This window comes from Subtercola vilae (assembly GCF_004923255.1).
Taxonomy (GTDB): domain Bacteria; phylum Actinomycetota; class Actinomycetes; order Actinomycetales; family Microbacteriaceae; genus Subtercola; species Subtercola vilae.
Window position 1 is genome coordinate 141,874 of the sequence record NZ_QYRT01000007.1, and the last position, 15,471, is coordinate 157,344.

General features: G+C 65.4%; 13 protein-coding genes and 1 rRNA gene. 5 read left to right on the forward strand and 9 right to left on the reverse strand.

Annotation, left to right across the window (positions count from 1 at the left end; all coding sequences use genetic code 11):
* Nucleotides 1–8: 8 nt before the first annotated feature.
* From D4765_RS05790 to D4765_RS05800, 3 genes are all read left to right on the forward strand, one after another.
* Entirely contained in the window at nucleotides 9–632 is a 624-nt protein-coding gene (locus D4765_RS05790) for a TetR/AcrR family transcriptional regulator (protein ID WP_136641294.1), read from the forward strand.
* Nucleotides 633–644: 12 nt separating this feature from the next.
* Nucleotides 645–1,502 carry a 3-hydroxyacyl-CoA dehydrogenase gene (locus tag D4765_RS05795; RefSeq protein ID WP_136641295.1) on the forward strand — a complete coding sequence of 286 codons (858 nt, stop codon included), beginning with the start codon at nucleotides 645–647 and terminating at the stop codon, nucleotides 1,500–1,502.
* 73 nt (nucleotides 1,503–1,575) lie between these two features.
* Nucleotides 1,576–2,529: an aldo/keto reductase gene (locus D4765_RS05800; protein ID WP_201799235.1), complete on the forward strand. Its 954-nt coding sequence runs from the start codon at nucleotides 1,576–1,578 to the stop codon at nucleotides 2,527–2,529.
* Between the two features lie 41 nt (nucleotides 2,530–2,570).
* On the opposite strand, the gene D4765_RS05805 is transcribed toward D4765_RS05800, so the two are convergent.
* From D4765_RS05805 to D4765_RS05830, 6 genes are all read right to left on the reverse strand, one after another.
* Nucleotides 2,571–3,257 (reverse strand): VIT1/CCC1 transporter family protein, encoded by a 687-nt coding sequence (locus D4765_RS05805; RefSeq protein ID WP_136641297.1) that lies wholly within the window; start codon nucleotides 3,255–3,257, stop codon nucleotides 2,571–2,573.
* Complete coding sequence (locus D4765_RS05810) at nucleotides 3,254–4,261, reverse strand: aldo/keto reductase (protein ID WP_136641298.1); 1,008 nt, start codon at nucleotides 4,259–4,261, stop codon at nucleotides 3,254–3,256. Before D4765_RS05810 ends, D4765_RS05805 begins: the two co-directional genes overlap by 4 nt.
* A 77-nt stretch (nucleotides 4,262–4,338) precedes the next feature.
* On the reverse strand, nucleotides 4,339–6,111 hold the full coding sequence (locus D4765_RS05815; RefSeq protein ID WP_136641300.1) for a glycoside hydrolase family 35 protein: 1,773 nt from the start codon (nucleotides 6,109–6,111) through the stop codon (nucleotides 4,339–4,341).
* Nucleotides 6,112–6,152: 41 nt separating this feature from the next.
* A complete protein-coding gene (locus D4765_RS05820; protein ID WP_136641302.1) occupies nucleotides 6,153–7,502 on the reverse strand; it encodes an ABC transporter substrate-binding protein in 1,350 nt (449 codons plus the stop codon).
* Nucleotides 7,503–7,562: 60 nt separating this feature from the next.
* On the reverse strand, nucleotides 7,563–8,441 hold the full coding sequence (locus D4765_RS05825; RefSeq protein ID WP_136641306.1) for a carbohydrate ABC transporter permease: 879 nt from the start codon (nucleotides 8,439–8,441) through the stop codon (nucleotides 7,563–7,565).
* 2 nt (nucleotides 8,442–8,443) lie between these two features.
* On the reverse strand, nucleotides 8,444–9,346 hold the full coding sequence (locus tag D4765_RS05830; RefSeq protein ID WP_136641307.1) for a carbohydrate ABC transporter permease: 903 nt from the start codon (nucleotides 9,344–9,346) through the stop codon (nucleotides 8,444–8,446).
* Between the two features lie 131 nt (nucleotides 9,347–9,477).
* On the opposite strand from D4765_RS05830, the gene D4765_RS05835 reads away from it, so the two are divergent.
* Nucleotides 9,478–10,539: a LacI family DNA-binding transcriptional regulator gene (locus D4765_RS05835; RefSeq protein WP_323512667.1), complete on the forward strand. Its 1,062-nt coding sequence runs from the start codon at nucleotides 9,478–9,480 to the stop codon at nucleotides 10,537–10,539.
* A gap of 9 nt (nucleotides 10,540–10,548) precedes the next feature.
* Nucleotides 10,549–13,428: an AfsR/SARP family transcriptional regulator gene (locus D4765_RS05840; protein WP_136641308.1), complete on the forward strand. Its 2,880-nt coding sequence runs from the start codon at nucleotides 10,549–10,551 to the stop codon at nucleotides 13,426–13,428.
* 2 nt (nucleotides 13,429–13,430) lie between these two features.
* On the opposite strand, the gene D4765_RS05845 is transcribed toward D4765_RS05840, so the two are convergent.
* The 3 genes from D4765_RS05845 to rrf all read right to left on the reverse strand — a co-directional run bounded on the left by D4765_RS05845 (nucleotide 13,431) and on the right by rrf (nucleotide 15,461).
* On the reverse strand, nucleotides 13,431–14,198 hold the full coding sequence (locus tag D4765_RS05845) for an ABC transporter permease (RefSeq protein WP_136641309.1): 768 nt from the start codon (nucleotides 14,196–14,198) through the stop codon (nucleotides 13,431–13,433).
* Nucleotides 14,198–15,160: an ATP-binding cassette domain-containing protein gene (locus D4765_RS05850; RefSeq protein WP_136641311.1), complete on the reverse strand. Its 963-nt coding sequence runs from the start codon at nucleotides 15,158–15,160 to the stop codon at nucleotides 14,198–14,200. Before D4765_RS05850 ends, D4765_RS05845 begins: the two co-directional genes overlap by 1 nt.
* A gap of 184 nt (nucleotides 15,161–15,344) precedes the next feature.
* Nucleotides 15,345–15,461, reverse strand: a 5S ribosomal RNA gene (gene rrf, locus D4765_RS05855).
* Nucleotides 15,462–15,471 lie beyond the last annotated feature (10 nt).

Genomic DNA, 15,471 nt, shown 5'->3' on the forward strand with positions numbered 1-15,471 from the left:
ATTGCTGTATGGCTCACCGCAGAAGCAGAACCGCTCGCCTCTCGGGCGACGACAGGCAACTCGCTCTGCTCGCCACGGCCGAGAAACTGCTCGGCGAGCGCTCGTTCGACGACATCTCCATCGAAGACCTCGCGGCCGGTGCCGGCATCTCCCGGCCCACGTTCTACTTCTACTTCTCGTCGAAAGACGAGGTTCTGCTGGCCCTGCTCGACACGGTCATTGCCGAGGTGCGCCACCGCGTGGCCGCACTGCCCCGCGACTTCGAGCTCGAACCGGCCGCCACCTGGCGGCGCTCGATCGAGGCGTTCATCGAAGTGTTCTCTGCCCACAGAGCTGTATCGAATGCGGCCATGACGGCCCGGATGCGCAACGCCGACGTGCACGCGCTCTGGGCGACTTCGATGCAGTCGTGGGCCGACTACTCCACAGAAATCATTCTGGCCGAGCGCGCCCGGGGCGCCGCACCCGACGGAATCGACGCGCACGACCTGGCCGTGGCGCTGAACCTGATGAACGAGCGCGTGCTCTCGGCCTCGCTGAGCGGCGACGCACCCCGCATCGACCAGGCCAGGTCGCTCGACGTGCTGTCGAGCATCTGGCTACGCAGCATCTACGGCACGACACCCGACTGAAGGAGAAGAACCATGTCAGACCTCAGAAACATCACCGTTCTCGGAACCGGCGTGCTCGGCTCGCAGATCGCCTTCCAGGCCGCGTTCCTCGGCTACCCCGTGACCGCCTACGACATCAGCGACGACGTTCTGCAACACGCCCGCGAGCGCTTCGCCAAGCTGGCCGAGGTCTACCGCCGCGACCCGGCCGTGAACGCTACCGACGAGCAGGCCGAGCGCGCCCTCGCCAACCTGCACCTCACCGCCGACCTCGCCGATGCGGTCGCCGATGCCGACCTCGTCATCGAGGCGGTTCCCGAGCTTCTCGCCCTCAAACAAGACCTCTACACGAAACTCGCGCAGCTCGCCCCCGCGAAGACCATCTTCGCCACCAACTCGTCAACACTGCTGCCGAGCGACCTCAAAGGCTTCACCGGCCGCCCCGACCGTTTTCTCGCCCTGCACTACGCCAACCAGGTGTGGCGCAACAACACGGCAGAGGTGATGGGCACCACAGACACCGATCCGGCCGTCTATGCAGCCGTCGTCGCCTTCGCCACCGGCAGCGGGCTCGTGCCCATCGAGATCAAGAAGGAGAAGGCGGGGTACGTATTGAACTCGCTGCTCGTGCCGCTGCTGAATGCCGCCGCACAGCTGCTCGTCGACGGCATCGCCGACGTCGAAACCATCGACAAGACCTGGCGCATCGCCACCGGCGCCCCCGCCGGCCCGTTTCAGATCTACGACGTCGTGGGCCTCACCACGGCGTACAACATCGCCTCGTCGAGCCCCGATCCGCGCTCGCAGAAGTTTGCCGCTCTGCTGAAGACCGACTACATCGACAAGGGCAAACTCGGCACGGCCACCGGCGAGGGCTTCTACACCTACTGAGCCGGCCCTGCTCCAATCGAGATAGGTTGAGGTGACTCAGCCGAGTCAGTGCAATCCAATCGTGAGGCACCGAGTGAGCAACAGCCAGAAGAACGGCACCGGGGCGCGGCTCGGCCTGGGGCTGGCCGCCCTCGGTCGCCCGGCCTACATCACCGTGGGGCGCGGCGACGACCTCGGTGAGAGTGCAGACCGCTCGGTCGATGCGATGCGGGCCCGCGCCCATACCGTGCTCGACGCGGCGTGGCAGCAGGGCATCCGGTACGTCGATGCGGCCCGCTCGTACGGGCTGGCCGAACAGTTTCTGGGCTCATGGCTCGCCGGGCATCCCGAGCGCCGAGCCGAACTGACCCTCGGCTCGAAGTGGGGCTACGAGTACATCGGCGAGTGGCAGATGAACGCCCAGACGCACGAACGCAAGGAGCACAGCCTCCGGATGCTCGAGCGCCAGTGGCCCGAATCCCTCGCCGCGCTCGGCGGGCCGCCCGACGTGTACCTCATCCACTCGCTCACAACCGACAGCCCTGCCCTCGGCGATGATGCGCTGCTCGAGCGTCTGCGGCAGATCGCGGCCGGCGGCGTGCGCGTCGGGTTCTCGACGAGCGGCCCCGGCCAGGCGACGGTCATCGACGCCGCGCTCGCCCTGCCCGGCTCGCCGTTCTCGGCGGTGCAGACCACCTGGAACCTGCGCGAACCGTCAGCCGGCCCCGCCTTGGCGCGGGCAAAAGACGCCGGGTGGCTGGTGGTGGTGAAAGAGGTGCTCGCCAACGGCCGGCTGACCCTTCGCGGCGGCGAACCGGATGCCCTGGCCCTCGCCGAGCGCGCCGCGCAACCGCTCGCCGGGCTCGCCATCGGCGCGGCGTTCGCCCAGCCATGGCCCGACATCGTGCTGACCGGCGCCGTCACGGCAGAGCAGCTGCGGGAGAACCTGGCGGCCCGTCTCCCCCGCGTCAGCGCCGACGACCTCGCCAGCCTCGCCGAGCCGCCCGCCGAGTACTGGGCCGCCCGCAGCGCCCGCGCCTGGAGCTGACCGGCAACCTGAAGCTGACCGGTCGCCCGCAGCCGGCCGGCTCACGTCACCTCGAGAATCACGGTGATGCCCACCATGGCGCTGCCGATGAGAGCCAGCGCCACCCCGGCGACGCCCGCCTTGATGCGGGTGTACGGTGCCCACCACACGCCGACCAGGAACAGCGAGGCGATGCCCACCCCGTTCGAAACGTCGAGTGCAGTGTCGGGGTCGAGGGGGAGCAGAAACGGGATGATCGGCGGAAACGTCGAGACGAGCACCACCACGACGATCGCTGCCGCCGCACGAAAGTCAGCCGCCTTCAACCTCTCGGGAAACCGTTCGGTGGGCACGATCCGCGCGATCTCGTCGTACATCGTCGAGGCCGGTGCCGGGCCCGTGATGTCGTCGAGCGACGAGTCGAGGGCATCCCGAACCACCGACCGGCGCTGCTCGGGCGTCAGCGGCGATTCGCGGAGGGTGTGCGCCGCCAGATCCCACCGCCCACGTTGAAACAGCGCGTTCATCAGGTACAGCGCCGCGTCGATGATGGCCCAGGCGACCGCCGTCGAGAACGCGACGGTGAGCAGGCTCTGCACACCCTCGTCGGTGTTGATCGCGTCGAGCCGAGCGGTCGAGGTGATGCCCACCACCATGACGAGGCCCACCACGATCTCGGGAAGGGTCTCGCCCGGGCTGAGATTTCCCAGCACCGGCAGGCGGATACGCAGAAACGACTGCCTGGTCACCGCAGTTGCGTACCGTGCACCGCGAACTCGTCGATCGCGGCGATCTCGTCGGCGGTGAGCGGCGCTGCATCGCGGGCCCGAATGTTACCCTCGAGCTGCTTCACGCTCGAGGCGCCGATGAGCGCCGAAGCGACCTGCGGGTGACGCAGCACCCAGGTCAACGCCAGCTGCGCCAGGGTCTGCCCGCGCGACTCGGCGATCGCAGTGAGGCCGCGCACCCGTGCCAGGTAGGTTTCCCCGATCGCGCCCGGCTTCAGCCAGCGCCCCTCCGACGCACGTGATCCGTCAGGTACCACACCGGCGATGTAGCGGTCGGTGAGCAGCCCCTGCGCGAGAGGCGAGAAGACAATGGCGCCGGCACCGACCTCGTCGAGTACGGGCAGCAGGCCGTTCTCGACGGTTCTGTCGAACAGCGAATACCGCGGCTGGTGGATGCTCAGCGGCACTCCCAGGTCTGCGAGCGCGGCCGCGGCCGCTCTGGTCTGCTCGGGGTTGTAGTTCGAGATGCCCACGTACAGCGCCTTGCCCGACTGAACCGCCGTGGCCAGCGCGCCCATGGTCTCTTCGATCGGAGTCTCAGGGTCGGGGCGATGCGAGTAGAAGATGTCGAAGTAGTCGAGCCCCGTGCGCTTCAACGACGCGTCGAGCGACGAGAGCAGGTACTTTCGCGAACCGCCGTCTTGGTACGGGCCCGACCACATGTCGTAGCCCGCTTTGCTCGAGATGATGAGTTCATCGCGGTACGGGCGCAGGTCTTCGGCGAACACGCGGCCGAAGTTCGTCTCGGCCGAGCCGGGAGGCGGCCCGTAGTTGTTGGCGATGTCGATGTGGGTCACACCGAGATCGAATGCCCGGCGAATGATCGCCCGCTGGTTCTCGAGTGGCTTGTCGTCACCGAAGTTGTTCCAGAGGCCGAGCGACACCGTGGGCAGTTGAAGGCCGCTTCGCCCGACTCGGTTGTAGGTGGCGCGGTCGTAGCGGTCGGGGGCAGCGCTGTAAGGCATGGTGGCTCTGACTTTCTGACAGGTGCAGCGGGTTCAAGGGTTCAGGGGTTCAGCGGTTCAGCGGTTCAGCGGTTCTGTCACACGTCGGAGGGGCCCAATTGCGGCCCCCCGACAAAACCGACGCGCGGTGACGCCGCGGCATGGATCTCGAACACCACGATATCGTTGCGTCCGCCCACGAGCGCCCCCCGGGGCACATACAGCGCGCGCTGTGGGCCCGCGCTCCAGTATCGACCGATGTTGAAGCCGTTCACCCAGACCGAGCCCTTCGACCAGCCGTCGAGGTTCAGGTAGAGGTCGGTCGGCGCGTCGAGGGTGAACGAGCCTCCGACGAATGCGGGGCCGGCCACCGCGTCGAGCGCGCCGAGAGGTTCGCCGCGACCGGTGAGCGTAGCAACGAGCGCGTCGAGGTCACGCGAGGCGAGGGTGAGAACATCCCACTCCAGCAGCGCCTGCCCATTCATGCTGACGCTGCCGATCAGCCCCTTGGCTTCGCCGATGCGTGGCCCGTAGTTGACTCTGCCCTGGTCTTCGACCAGGAGCTGCAACCACCCGGCCGCGCCGCCCGGCAGCGCCAGAAGTCGCTCCTGCGCGGCGCGGCTCAGCGTTCCCACGGCGACGCGATCGACGAACACGGTCGCGCGGTCGCGCACTTCTTCGACCCGCAGCATCCGTGAGTCGCCCGGTGCCAGGGCCGCGCGGTAGAGGGTGAACCCGTCGAAGCTCTGCACCTCGTCTGCCGTCGGCAGGTGCTCGAAATGGTGCCACGTCGGCGCCGTTTCGGCCACATCGTGAAGACTCACCGACCAGTCGAGGTCGACAGCGAAGATGGGCGCCTCGACCGGCGGACCGGGAGACTCTTCGGGTACCGCGTGAAACTCGGAGATCGCCTGCTTCATGGCATAGTACTTCGCCGTGGCATCGCCGTTCTCGGCCAGTGGAGCGTCGTAGTCGTACGAGGTGACCGTCGGCTGGTACACGCCCTTGTCGTTCGCGCCATTCGTGAACCCGAAGTTCGTGCCGCCGTGAAACATGTAGAGACTGAACGACGCACCTGTCGCCAGAAGTTCGCGCAGATCGGCCGCCGTCTCGTCGGCCGATGTTGTGTGGTGATAGCCGCCCCAGAAGTCGAACCAGCCGTTCCAGTACTCCCCGCACATCAGCGGCCCCGTGCTCTGGTGGGCGCGAAGCGTCGCCAGCCGTTCCCTGCTGCGCGAGCCGAACGAGGCGGTCATGAGCGCGCCGTCGACGCGCCCATTCTCGAGCATCTGGGTGGTCGGCTGGTCGATCGTGGTGAGCGGAACCGTGATGCCGCCCGCACGGTTCAACCGCACGAGCTCCGTGAGGTAGGCCGTGTCGCTGCCGTAGGCACCGTACTCATTCTCGATCTGCACCAAGATCACCGGGCCGCCCCTGTCGATCTGCAGGGGCGCAATCAGCGGCAGTACCTGCTCGAGATAGCGGGTGACCTCGGCCATGTACTGCGGCTCGCTGCTCCGGATGCCCACCCCCACACCCTCGAACAACCACGCGGGCAGCCCTCCGTTGTCCCATTCGGCACAGATGTAGGGGCCTGGCCGGACGATGGCGTGCATACCCTCTGCGGCCACCAGTTCGAGAAACGCGACGACGTCGAGCTGCCCGTCGGCGCGGAACTCCCCGCGGCGTGGAGAATGTGCATTCCAGGGAATGTAGGTCTCGATCGTGTTCAGGCCCATCAAGCGGGCCTTGTGAATACGATCGGCCCACTGGTCGGGGTGCACACGAAAGTAGTGCAGCGCCCCGGCCATCACCCGGTAAGGCGAACCGTTGAGCAGAAAGTGCTCTGCTCCGATTTCAAATGTCGACACGGTTGTCCTTCAGATTCTCACGCGCGCGCGGGGTGTTGGTGTTACTTGTTGACCGCGAAGCCCTGCTGGGCTCCGTAGCTGACGCTCGACTCCTGCCAGGCCGCCAGACCCTTGTTCAGGTCTGACTTGTTGGCATACGACTGGCCGACCGTGTCGCTGAAGACACTGTTGGCATAGGTCTGGAACGGCAGGTACTGCCACCCGGGAACGACGGAGTTCGACGCGTCGAGCAGCACCTTGTTGATCAGCTGGCCACCGAAGTAGGTGGGTGCGTCTGCCAGGAAGGTGGGGTCGTTGAGCTGTGCGGTGGTGGAGGGAAAACCGCCACCCTTCAAGAACACGCTGACGCCGGGGCCCGAGTTCAGCCACTGCAGAAATCCTGCCGCAACGAGCTGGTTCTTGCTCTGGGCCAGAACAGCCTGTCCGCCGCCGCCGTTCTGGGCGGTGGCCGCGGTGCCGTCGTAGGTGGGCAGAGGGGCCACGCGCCAGTTGCCTGCACTGCCGAGCGCACCGGTCTCGAGGTTGCCGGGCATCCAGGCACCGGTCACGAGTGAGGCGATCGAGCCGTCGCTCAGAGACTTCCACCACGCGTCACTCCACGAGGGGGTGCTCGAGACAAGACCCGGCTCCACGAGCTGGTTCCACATGTCGGCGTACTTCTTCGAACCGGCATCCTGCAGATTGACGGTCACTGAGTTACCCGACGAGACGTATGGCTTGCCACCGGCCTGCCAGATGAGACTGGTGGTGAGGCCGGCGTCACCCGCGTCGTTGGTGATGTATTTCGTCGGGTCGGCGGCGTGCAGCTTGGCGGCGTCAGCGATGTACTCGTCCCACGTCGTGGGAACCGTCAGCCCGTACTGGTCGAAGATGGCTTTGTTGTAGAACAGGGCCATGGGGCCCGAGTCCTGCGGCAGCGCGTAGATGGCCGATCCCCCGGTGACCGCTGTCCAGGTCGACGGCGAATACGAACTCTGAAGCGACGAGAAGCCATACGAGCTGAGGTCGGTGAGCGACTTCGAGAGTTCGAACTGCGGCATCGCGTAGTACTCGATCTGCGCCACATCCGGAGCACCCGAACCCGCCTTGATCGCGTTCTGCAGTTTCGTGTATTCGTCGTTGCCGGTGCCGGCGTTGACGAGGTTGACCGTGACGTTCGGGTACTGCGCCTCGAATGCAGCGACCTGGTCTTTGGCCTGCGGAGTCCAGCTCCAGTAGGTGATGGTCGACTTCTGCTGCAACGCGGCAGCGATCTGGTCGGCGTTGGCCGAGCTGCTGGCCGTCGGCGTCGAACCCGAACAGGCTGCAAGGGCTCCGGCGAGCAGAATGCCCACTGTCGCGAGCGCGGCGACCCTCCCGACCGGCAGAGAACGTGTGCGTGTGATTTTCATGGTGTTCCTTTCACTTCATCGTGGGTACTGAGGCTGTGGTGCGAGGGATGAGATTCGGGGTCATTCTTTGACGCTGCCGGCACTGAGGCCCGACTGCCAGAACCGCTGCAGAAAGAGAAAAGCAACGACGATGGGAACGATCGTGAGAAGCGAACCGGTGATAACCAGGTTGTAGATCGGCTGCGCGGCCACACCACTTGCTTGCGCGTTCCACTGGTTCAGACCCACGGTGAGCGGGTAGAGCGTCGGGTCGCTCAGCATGATCAGGGGCAGAAAGTAGTTGTTCCAGGTCGCCACGATCGTGAAGAGCAGCACGGTCACGAGGCCGGGCGTCAGCAGTCGAATTGCGATCGTGAAAAACGTGCGCATCTCGCTCGCGCCGTCGATGCGTGCCGCTTCGAGCAGTTCGCTCGGTATGGCATCAGAGGCGTACGTCCAGATCAGGTACAGACCGAACGGGCTGATCAGGGAGGGCAGGATGACCGCCCACACGGTATTCGTGAGCCCGAGTTGGCTGAACATCAGAAAGGTCGGCACTGCCAGCGCGGTACCCGGGATAGCCACGGCCCCGAGAATGAGCGCGAACACGAACTTCTTGCCCGGAAAGTTGAACTTGGCGAGGCCATACCCGCCGAGCAGCGCGAGAAACGTCGCCCCGCCCGCACCGATCACGACGTAGAGCAGCGTGTTGCCGAACCAGTGCACGAAGATGCCGTTGTTGTAGGTGAGTGTCTGGCCGATGTTGTCGAAGAGGGCGAAGGGGCCGCTGAACCACAGACCGAACGAGCTCAGCAGGCTGGCCTGGGTCTTGGTCGAGTTGACGAACAGCCAGAACAACGGCAGCAGGCTGTAGACGAGCAGCAACCCCATGACGATGGTGAGAATCGTCGACTTGCGGCGGTACGTTGCGCCGCCCTTTGTGCGTGAGACTGACGACATCGTCACAGCTCCTTTCGTGAACCGCGCAGCTGCACGATATAGGCGATGACGGCTGTGAGAACGCCCATGATGATGGCGATGGTGGCCGAGTAGTTGTACTGCTGGCCGGCGAACGACAGGTTGTAGGCGTACATGTTCGGCGTGAAGAACGTGCTGATCGAGTTGGGTGCCAGCGACTTGAGGATGTTCGGTTCATTGAAGAGCTGAAAGCTGCCGATGATCGAGAAGATGACGGCGATGACGATCGCTGGGCGCAGCGCCGGCAGCTTGATGCTCCTGATCACCTGGAACGCGCGGGCCCCGTCGAGCTCTGCGGCCTCGTACAGGTCTCCCGAGATCACCCGAAGCGCCGCATAGAACAGCAGCATGTTGTAGCCCGTGAACTCCCAGGTGTTGATGTTGCCGATTGCCGCGAGCACGACGTTCGGCGCCAGCGGGTCGAACGCGATTCCGAAGAACTTGTCGAAGCTGCCCACGAGCCCGAACTGAGTGCCGTAGATGAAGCCCCACATCAGCACGGCCACAACAGCGGGCACCGCGTAGGGCAGAAAGATCGCGATGCGAAAGAACGAGGCCGCGTGCAGTCGGGCACTGTCGAGCGCCAGCGCCGCAGCGAGAGCGATGAGGAGCATGATCGGAACCTGCACGACCAGAAACAGCACAACCCGCCCGAGCGAATCCCAGAAGTTAGGGTCGGTCAGAGCCTCGACGTAATTGGCGAACCCGACGAAGGCATTGCCACCGACCAGCTGATCGCGAAAGAGGCTGAGGTAGACCGCGTAGATGACCGGCGCCACCAATACGAGCGCGAAGACCAGCAGAAACGGGAGAACGAACATCCAGCCCGTCCATTGGCGCTTGGTGCGTCGCATGACGGGCGGAGATGACAACTGCAGCGACGACATCGTCCCTCACTGGGCTGGGCAGTTCTGTGTTGCCACAGCCCTGCGGTCTATGTTCACGTCAACATGAACTCGACCGACCATATCATGTTTACGTGAACATGCAACAATGTGTTCAGAGCGAAAGGATGCCCGTGAACCCGCCCACCGATTCGAGTGATGCGCTGCGAGCCCGAAAGAGTATTGAGCGTTCCGTTTCGATGGCCGACGTCGCCAAACTCGCCGGAGTGTCGGGCCAGACGGTCTCGCGCGTGGCGAACGGCCACAGCAATGTCGATGCCACGACGCGCGACCGCGTGCTCGACGCGATGAAGACGCTCGGCTACCGGCCCAACGTCGCCGCGCGGGCGCTGCGCACCGGTCGGTCGGGCTCGATCGGCGTCATCATGTTCTCGCTCTCGACCTTCGGCAATCGAAAGACCCTCGACGCCATCGCGATGGCCGCCGCCGACGAGGGCTATGCCACCACTCTCATCCCCATCCTGCACCCGAGCCAGGGTGCGGTGAGCGACGCCTTCGTGCGGCTCAGCGAGCAGGCCGTCGACGGCGTGGTCATCGTCATCGAGGCGCACGTGCTCGACTCCGCCGAGATCGTGCTTCCCGCCGGGCTGCCCGTGGTCATCGTCGACTCCGACGCCGGCGAACGCTATACCGTGGTCGACACCGACCAGTACCAAGGCGCGCAACTCGCCACCCAGCACCTGCTCGATCTCGGTCATCCACAGGTCTGGCACATCTCCGGGCCGCCCTCGTCGTTCTCGGCCGCTCGCCGAACCCAGTCGTGGCGCGCGACCCTCGAGGCCGCGAACATCGTTCCGCCACCCGTGCTCATCGGCGACTGGAGCACCACGTCGGGGTACGAACTCGCCCAGTCTCTGGTCGCCCGACCCGAGGTCACCGCCATCTTCGCCGCGAACGACCAAATGGCACTCGGCGCGATGATGGCCATTCACGAGGCCGGCAGAGAGATTCCCGCGTCAATCAGTGTCGTGGGCTTCGACGACACCGAGGAGTCAGGCGCCTTCTGGCCGCCGCTGACCACGATTCACCAAGACTTCGTCGCGGTGGGCCGACTCTGCATCGACAAACTGATTGCCGAGATTGTCGGCGGCCACGACACCACTGGCACGACGCTCGTCGCCACCCGGCTCGTGGCCCGCAGCTCCACGGCACCCCTGGGCGGCACCCCGCACTAGAGTTGGCGAGTGAGAATCGCACTGCTGGGGGGCCTCCGTCTCGAGCACGACGGCCGCGTCATCCCCGTCTCGGGCGCCATGCAGCTCGCCGTGCTTTTTCGCCTCGCCGTCGACGCGGGCACCTCGGTGAGCTATCGCTCGATCGCCGAAGACGTGTGGGGGTCGGATGCCCCCGAGAACACGCGGGCAGCACTCCAGTCGATCGTGTCGCGCCTGCGCTCGCAGCTCCCCCCGTCGTCGATCGAGTCGACCACGGGCGGTTACCGCCTGGCCGTTGCACGCACTGACGTCGACGCACTCGCCTTCTCCGACCTGGTCACCACCGCCGAACGGAGCGGCGACGCGGTCGCTCTGCTCGCTCGAGCACTCGAACTCTGGGCCGGTGAACCCTGGATTCCCTCGCAGAACTTCGACTGGTTCCTGCGCGATCTGAGCAGCGATCACGCCCGAGCCGTTGAGTTGGTCGGCCGCCGCGCCGCGCCCGAGCCGAGCGCCGCACTACCGGCACAACTCACCAGTCTCGTCGGCCGCGAGCTCGAGCTCGCGACGATAGCCGACCAGCTGAAGACCAATCGATTGGTCACACTCATCGGAACCGGAGGGGCAGGCAAGACGCGCCTCGCCCTCGAGACCGCAGCCAACCAGAGCGGCAACACCATTTTGGTCGAGCTGGCACCGGTGGGCCCGAGCGAAGTCGTGGGGTCGGTACTCACGGCCACCGGCCGAGAAATCCGCACTGTAGAAACCAGCGGCGACTCGAGCCGCACCCGTATTCTCGAGGCGTTGGCCGGTCGAGATGTTCTGCTCGTGCTCGACAACTGCGAGCACGTCATCGATGCGGCGGCGGCGCTGTCGCAAGATCTGCTGTCGGCCCTGCCGCGCCTGCGAATTCTCGCGACGAGCCGGGAGCCTCTCGGGGTTCCGGGCGAGGCGTTCGTAGGCCTCGGATCACTGCCGCATCCCACCGACGCCGTGATCCGAGCGTCGAACCCCGAAGAACTTCTGGCCTTCGCCGCGGTCGAACTGTTCTGCCAGCGGGCCCTTTCGGCCCGGGGTCGCCCGCTCGAGGGCGACGAAGTGAGCATGGCGGGTCGCATCTGCGCTCGTCTCGACGGGTTGCCGCTCGCGATCGAACTTGCGGCAGCCAAGCTTCGCACCATGGAACCCGCCGAGGTGCTCACCGGCCTCGACGATCGGTTCACCCTGCTGACCGGCGGGTACCGTACAGCGATGCCCCGGCACCAGACCCTCCGCGCGATGATCGACTGGAGCTGGAGCCTGCTCGACGAAGGCGAGCGCCGCGCTCTGCTCGGGCTGTCTGTCTTTCCCGCCGGCGTCGGGGTCGCCGAGGCGCGCGCGCTCGCCGAGGCCCTCGAATTGCCCAGCGCGGCCGTCTTCGACTCGCTCGTCGACCGCTCGCTGCTGCAGCGTTCGCGGGGGCGTTTTCGCCAACTCGAGACCATTCGCGAATACGGCCTCGAACGAGTGGCCGCAGAGGGCGCCCTGGCCGAGGCCAGAACCGCGCAGGCCCGGTACATGATGCAGCGCGCCGCCGAGGTCGACCGACGACTGCGGGGCCCGGGCATCATGCAGGCAATAGCCTGGTTCGACGACGAAGAAGACAACCTGGCCGCCGCCCTGCGGTTCGCAGCGGGGGTTCCGGCGCCCCAGATCGTTGTTCGACTCACCATCTCATCGGCGTGGTACTGGGTGCTGCGCGACAGGAACGAAGAAGCGGCAACGTGGCTCGGCATTGCTGCGAGCCAGGCGGCGGGTGTCGAGGGTGACGAGGCGAAGATACTTTCGCTCGTGCATCCGTTGCTCGAAGACTTCACCGGCAACGACACGGATGAGTTCGACCTGGCCCTGTTGGGCGAGAAGCTGCGGCAGCTGCGTGCTCCGCTGAAGGGTGTCGAACTGCGGGCCGGAAGCCACGAGATGCTGCAATTGCTCGCACCCGGCCTGCTGGCGTTCGCTGAGGTCGCCGGCAATCCCGACTGGTTCACCTCTGTTCGATTGCCCCGCGGCGAAGAACTCGGCCTCGATCCGTGGCCGACCGCTATGTTGCACGTGATGAGTGCAGCGGCAGCCCAGAACCGCGGTGAGATCGCCGAACTCGGTGCCGAGGCAGAAGTCGCTCTTCGCCTGTTCGCCGAGGTCGGCGATCTGTGGGGCACCGCCATGGCCGAACGGATGCTCGCCGAATGGGTGACCCTCGAGGGCGATCTCGAGCGAGCGCTCACCCTTGCCGACTCATCGACCGACATCATGCAGGTCATCACGTCGAGCCCCGACTTCGCACGCGAACAGGGGCTGAGCATTCAATTGCTGTGGCGGCTGGGGCGCATCGACGAAGCCCGCGCGCGCATCACAGCGTCAGTTGCCGAGACCGAGGCCGAAGGCGACCCGCGGGCCATCCTGCAGGCTCAGATCAACGGGCTGCGGCTTGACGTATCGCTTCGTGACATGCATTCGGCACAGCAACGTGTCATCGCTGTCGAGGGTTTCATCGAACAGGCCAGAGCGCCCCTGCAGACGGTTGCGGTACTCGAGACGGCGAAGGCGGCGATTGCCCGCGAACGGGGCGACACCGAGGCGGCCGAACATCATCTGCGAGCTGCGGCGGCGAGTGCCCTCAAGAGCCGTGACCAGCCGATCATCGGCGGCGTCGCGATCGGCGTAGGCCTGCTCGCTCTGGCCAGGGGCGATGTACGGATGGCTGTGCGCGCGGTCGACTTCGCCACCACCATCATCGGCGCGTACGACGCGACCAACCCCGACATCATCGAGATCGCTGTCGCAGCCGACCGCGCAGAAATCGGGCGCCCGAGTACATCTGTACCCGAACGCCCGAGTTCGCTCGAAGCGCTGAACGACCTGCTGGCCTGATCTCAGATCTTCTTGCGGTAGGCCCAGGTTGCGAGAGGGAAGAAGACGCCGACCAGCACCACACATGACGTGATCACCCAGAGGATCTGGCCGGTGGTGGTGTCTCCCACCACACCCGTCGACCCCGTCAGCAGGCCACGCATCGATTCGATGACGTGCGTCACCGGGTTGATGGCCACCCACCCCTGTAGCCACGTCGGAAGAGTGGATGCCGGCACGAATGTCGACGATCCGAACGTCAGCGGAAAGACGATGAGAAACGACAGGCCCTGCACGGCCCCTGCACTGCGGGCGAGCATGCCGATCAGCACCGAAACCCAGCAGAGGCTGACCGCGAAAGCGATGATCAACAGCACTGCGATCGCCACGTGCCACCACGGCGTCGTGAACTCGAAACCGATGATGCGACCGAAGACCAACGTCACCGTGATGGCGATCGAGTGGCGCACGATGTCCCCGAGCACGGCACCGAACAGCGGCGCCGATCGGGCGATAGGCAGCGACCGGAACCGGTCGAAGATGCCCTTCTGAATGTCGGTGTTCAAGTTCACGCCGATGGTCAGCGATGTGAACATGATGGTCTGCACGATGATGCCGGGCAGGGCGAACTGAACGTATTTGTCGGTCGAACCGGCAATGGCCCCACCGAAGATGAAGACGAACAACACCGTCATGATGATGGGCTGCACCGTGACATCGATGAACTGCTCCGGGTTTCGGAACATCTTCGTGATGGTGCGTTTGGCGAGGATGAGAGAGTCGCGAATCATCAGGCGGCCGCTCCGTTCGGGGTCTCGTCTTTTTTGGTCTGGCCGGTGAGCGAGTAGAAGACCTCGTCAAGGCTCGGCAGCCGCAGCGACAGCTCCGACACCGAGATGTTCTCGGCGGCGAGGGCTGCGACTACCGTGGTCATGGCCGATTCGCTGGCGACCGACACCGAGAGCAGGTCCGGGGCCGGTTGCTCCGGTTCTCGCGTGCCGTATCGCACAAGCAGCTCGCGAACGCGCGGCAGTGATGTCACATCGGTCGGCCGCACCTCGAGGGTCTGGCCCCCGACCTGTCGCTTCAGGCCTTGGGGAGTGTCGTGCGCGATGATCGAGCCGTGGTCGATGACGGTGATCTCATTGGCCAGCGCATCAGCCTCTTCGAGGTACTGCGTCGTCAACAAGATGGTCGTGCCCTGCTTCACGAGCACGCGGATCATGTCCCACACGTCGTCGCGCTTGGCCGGATCGAGCCCCGTCGTCGGCTCGTCGAGGTACACGACAGCTGGCCGACCAATGAGCGAAGCCGAGAGATCGAGCCGTCGTCGCATGCCACCCGAGTACGTTTTCGCGAGCCGGCCGGCAGCATCTGTGAGATCGAATTCGGCCAGCAACTCGGCTGCCCGCACCTTCGCCTGCCGCGTCGACAGGTCGAGCAGCTGGCCGATCATCACCAGGTTCTGCATGCCAGTGAGGTCTTCGTCCACACTGGCGAACTGGCCCGTCAGGCCGATCTTGCGGCGCACGGCCGTCGCCTGGTGCACGACGTCGAGCCCCGACACGGTGGCCGTGCCGCCATCTGGCTTCAACAGGGTTGCGAGAATGCGCACCGCTGTCGTCTTACCTGCGCCGTTCGGGCCGAGTACGCCGAGAACGCGCCCCTCCTCGACCGTGATGTCGATTCCGTCGAGCGCGGTGGTCTTACCGAAGCGCTTGATGAGGCCGTGGGCCTCGATTGCTGCTGGCATTGTGATCTCCTCTGCAGATGCGCGGTGTGAAACGCGTCTGAGACGAGTGTGCAGCAGCAGCGCTGTCGCAACGCTGTCAGCTGCTGTCAGCGCCTGTCTGGCTGCTGACGGGGGTCGTTAAATGCAGGAAAGCCCAGCAACCGTTTGTGGGGGTTGTTGGGCTTTCCTGGTGTTTCTAGAAGGAGTCCGGCGGTGTCCTACTCTCCCACAAGGTCTCCCTTGCAGTACCATCGGCGCTGCGAGTCTTAGCTTCCGGGTTCGGAATGTTACCGGGCGTTTCCCTCGCGCTATGGCCGCCGAAACATTAGGGA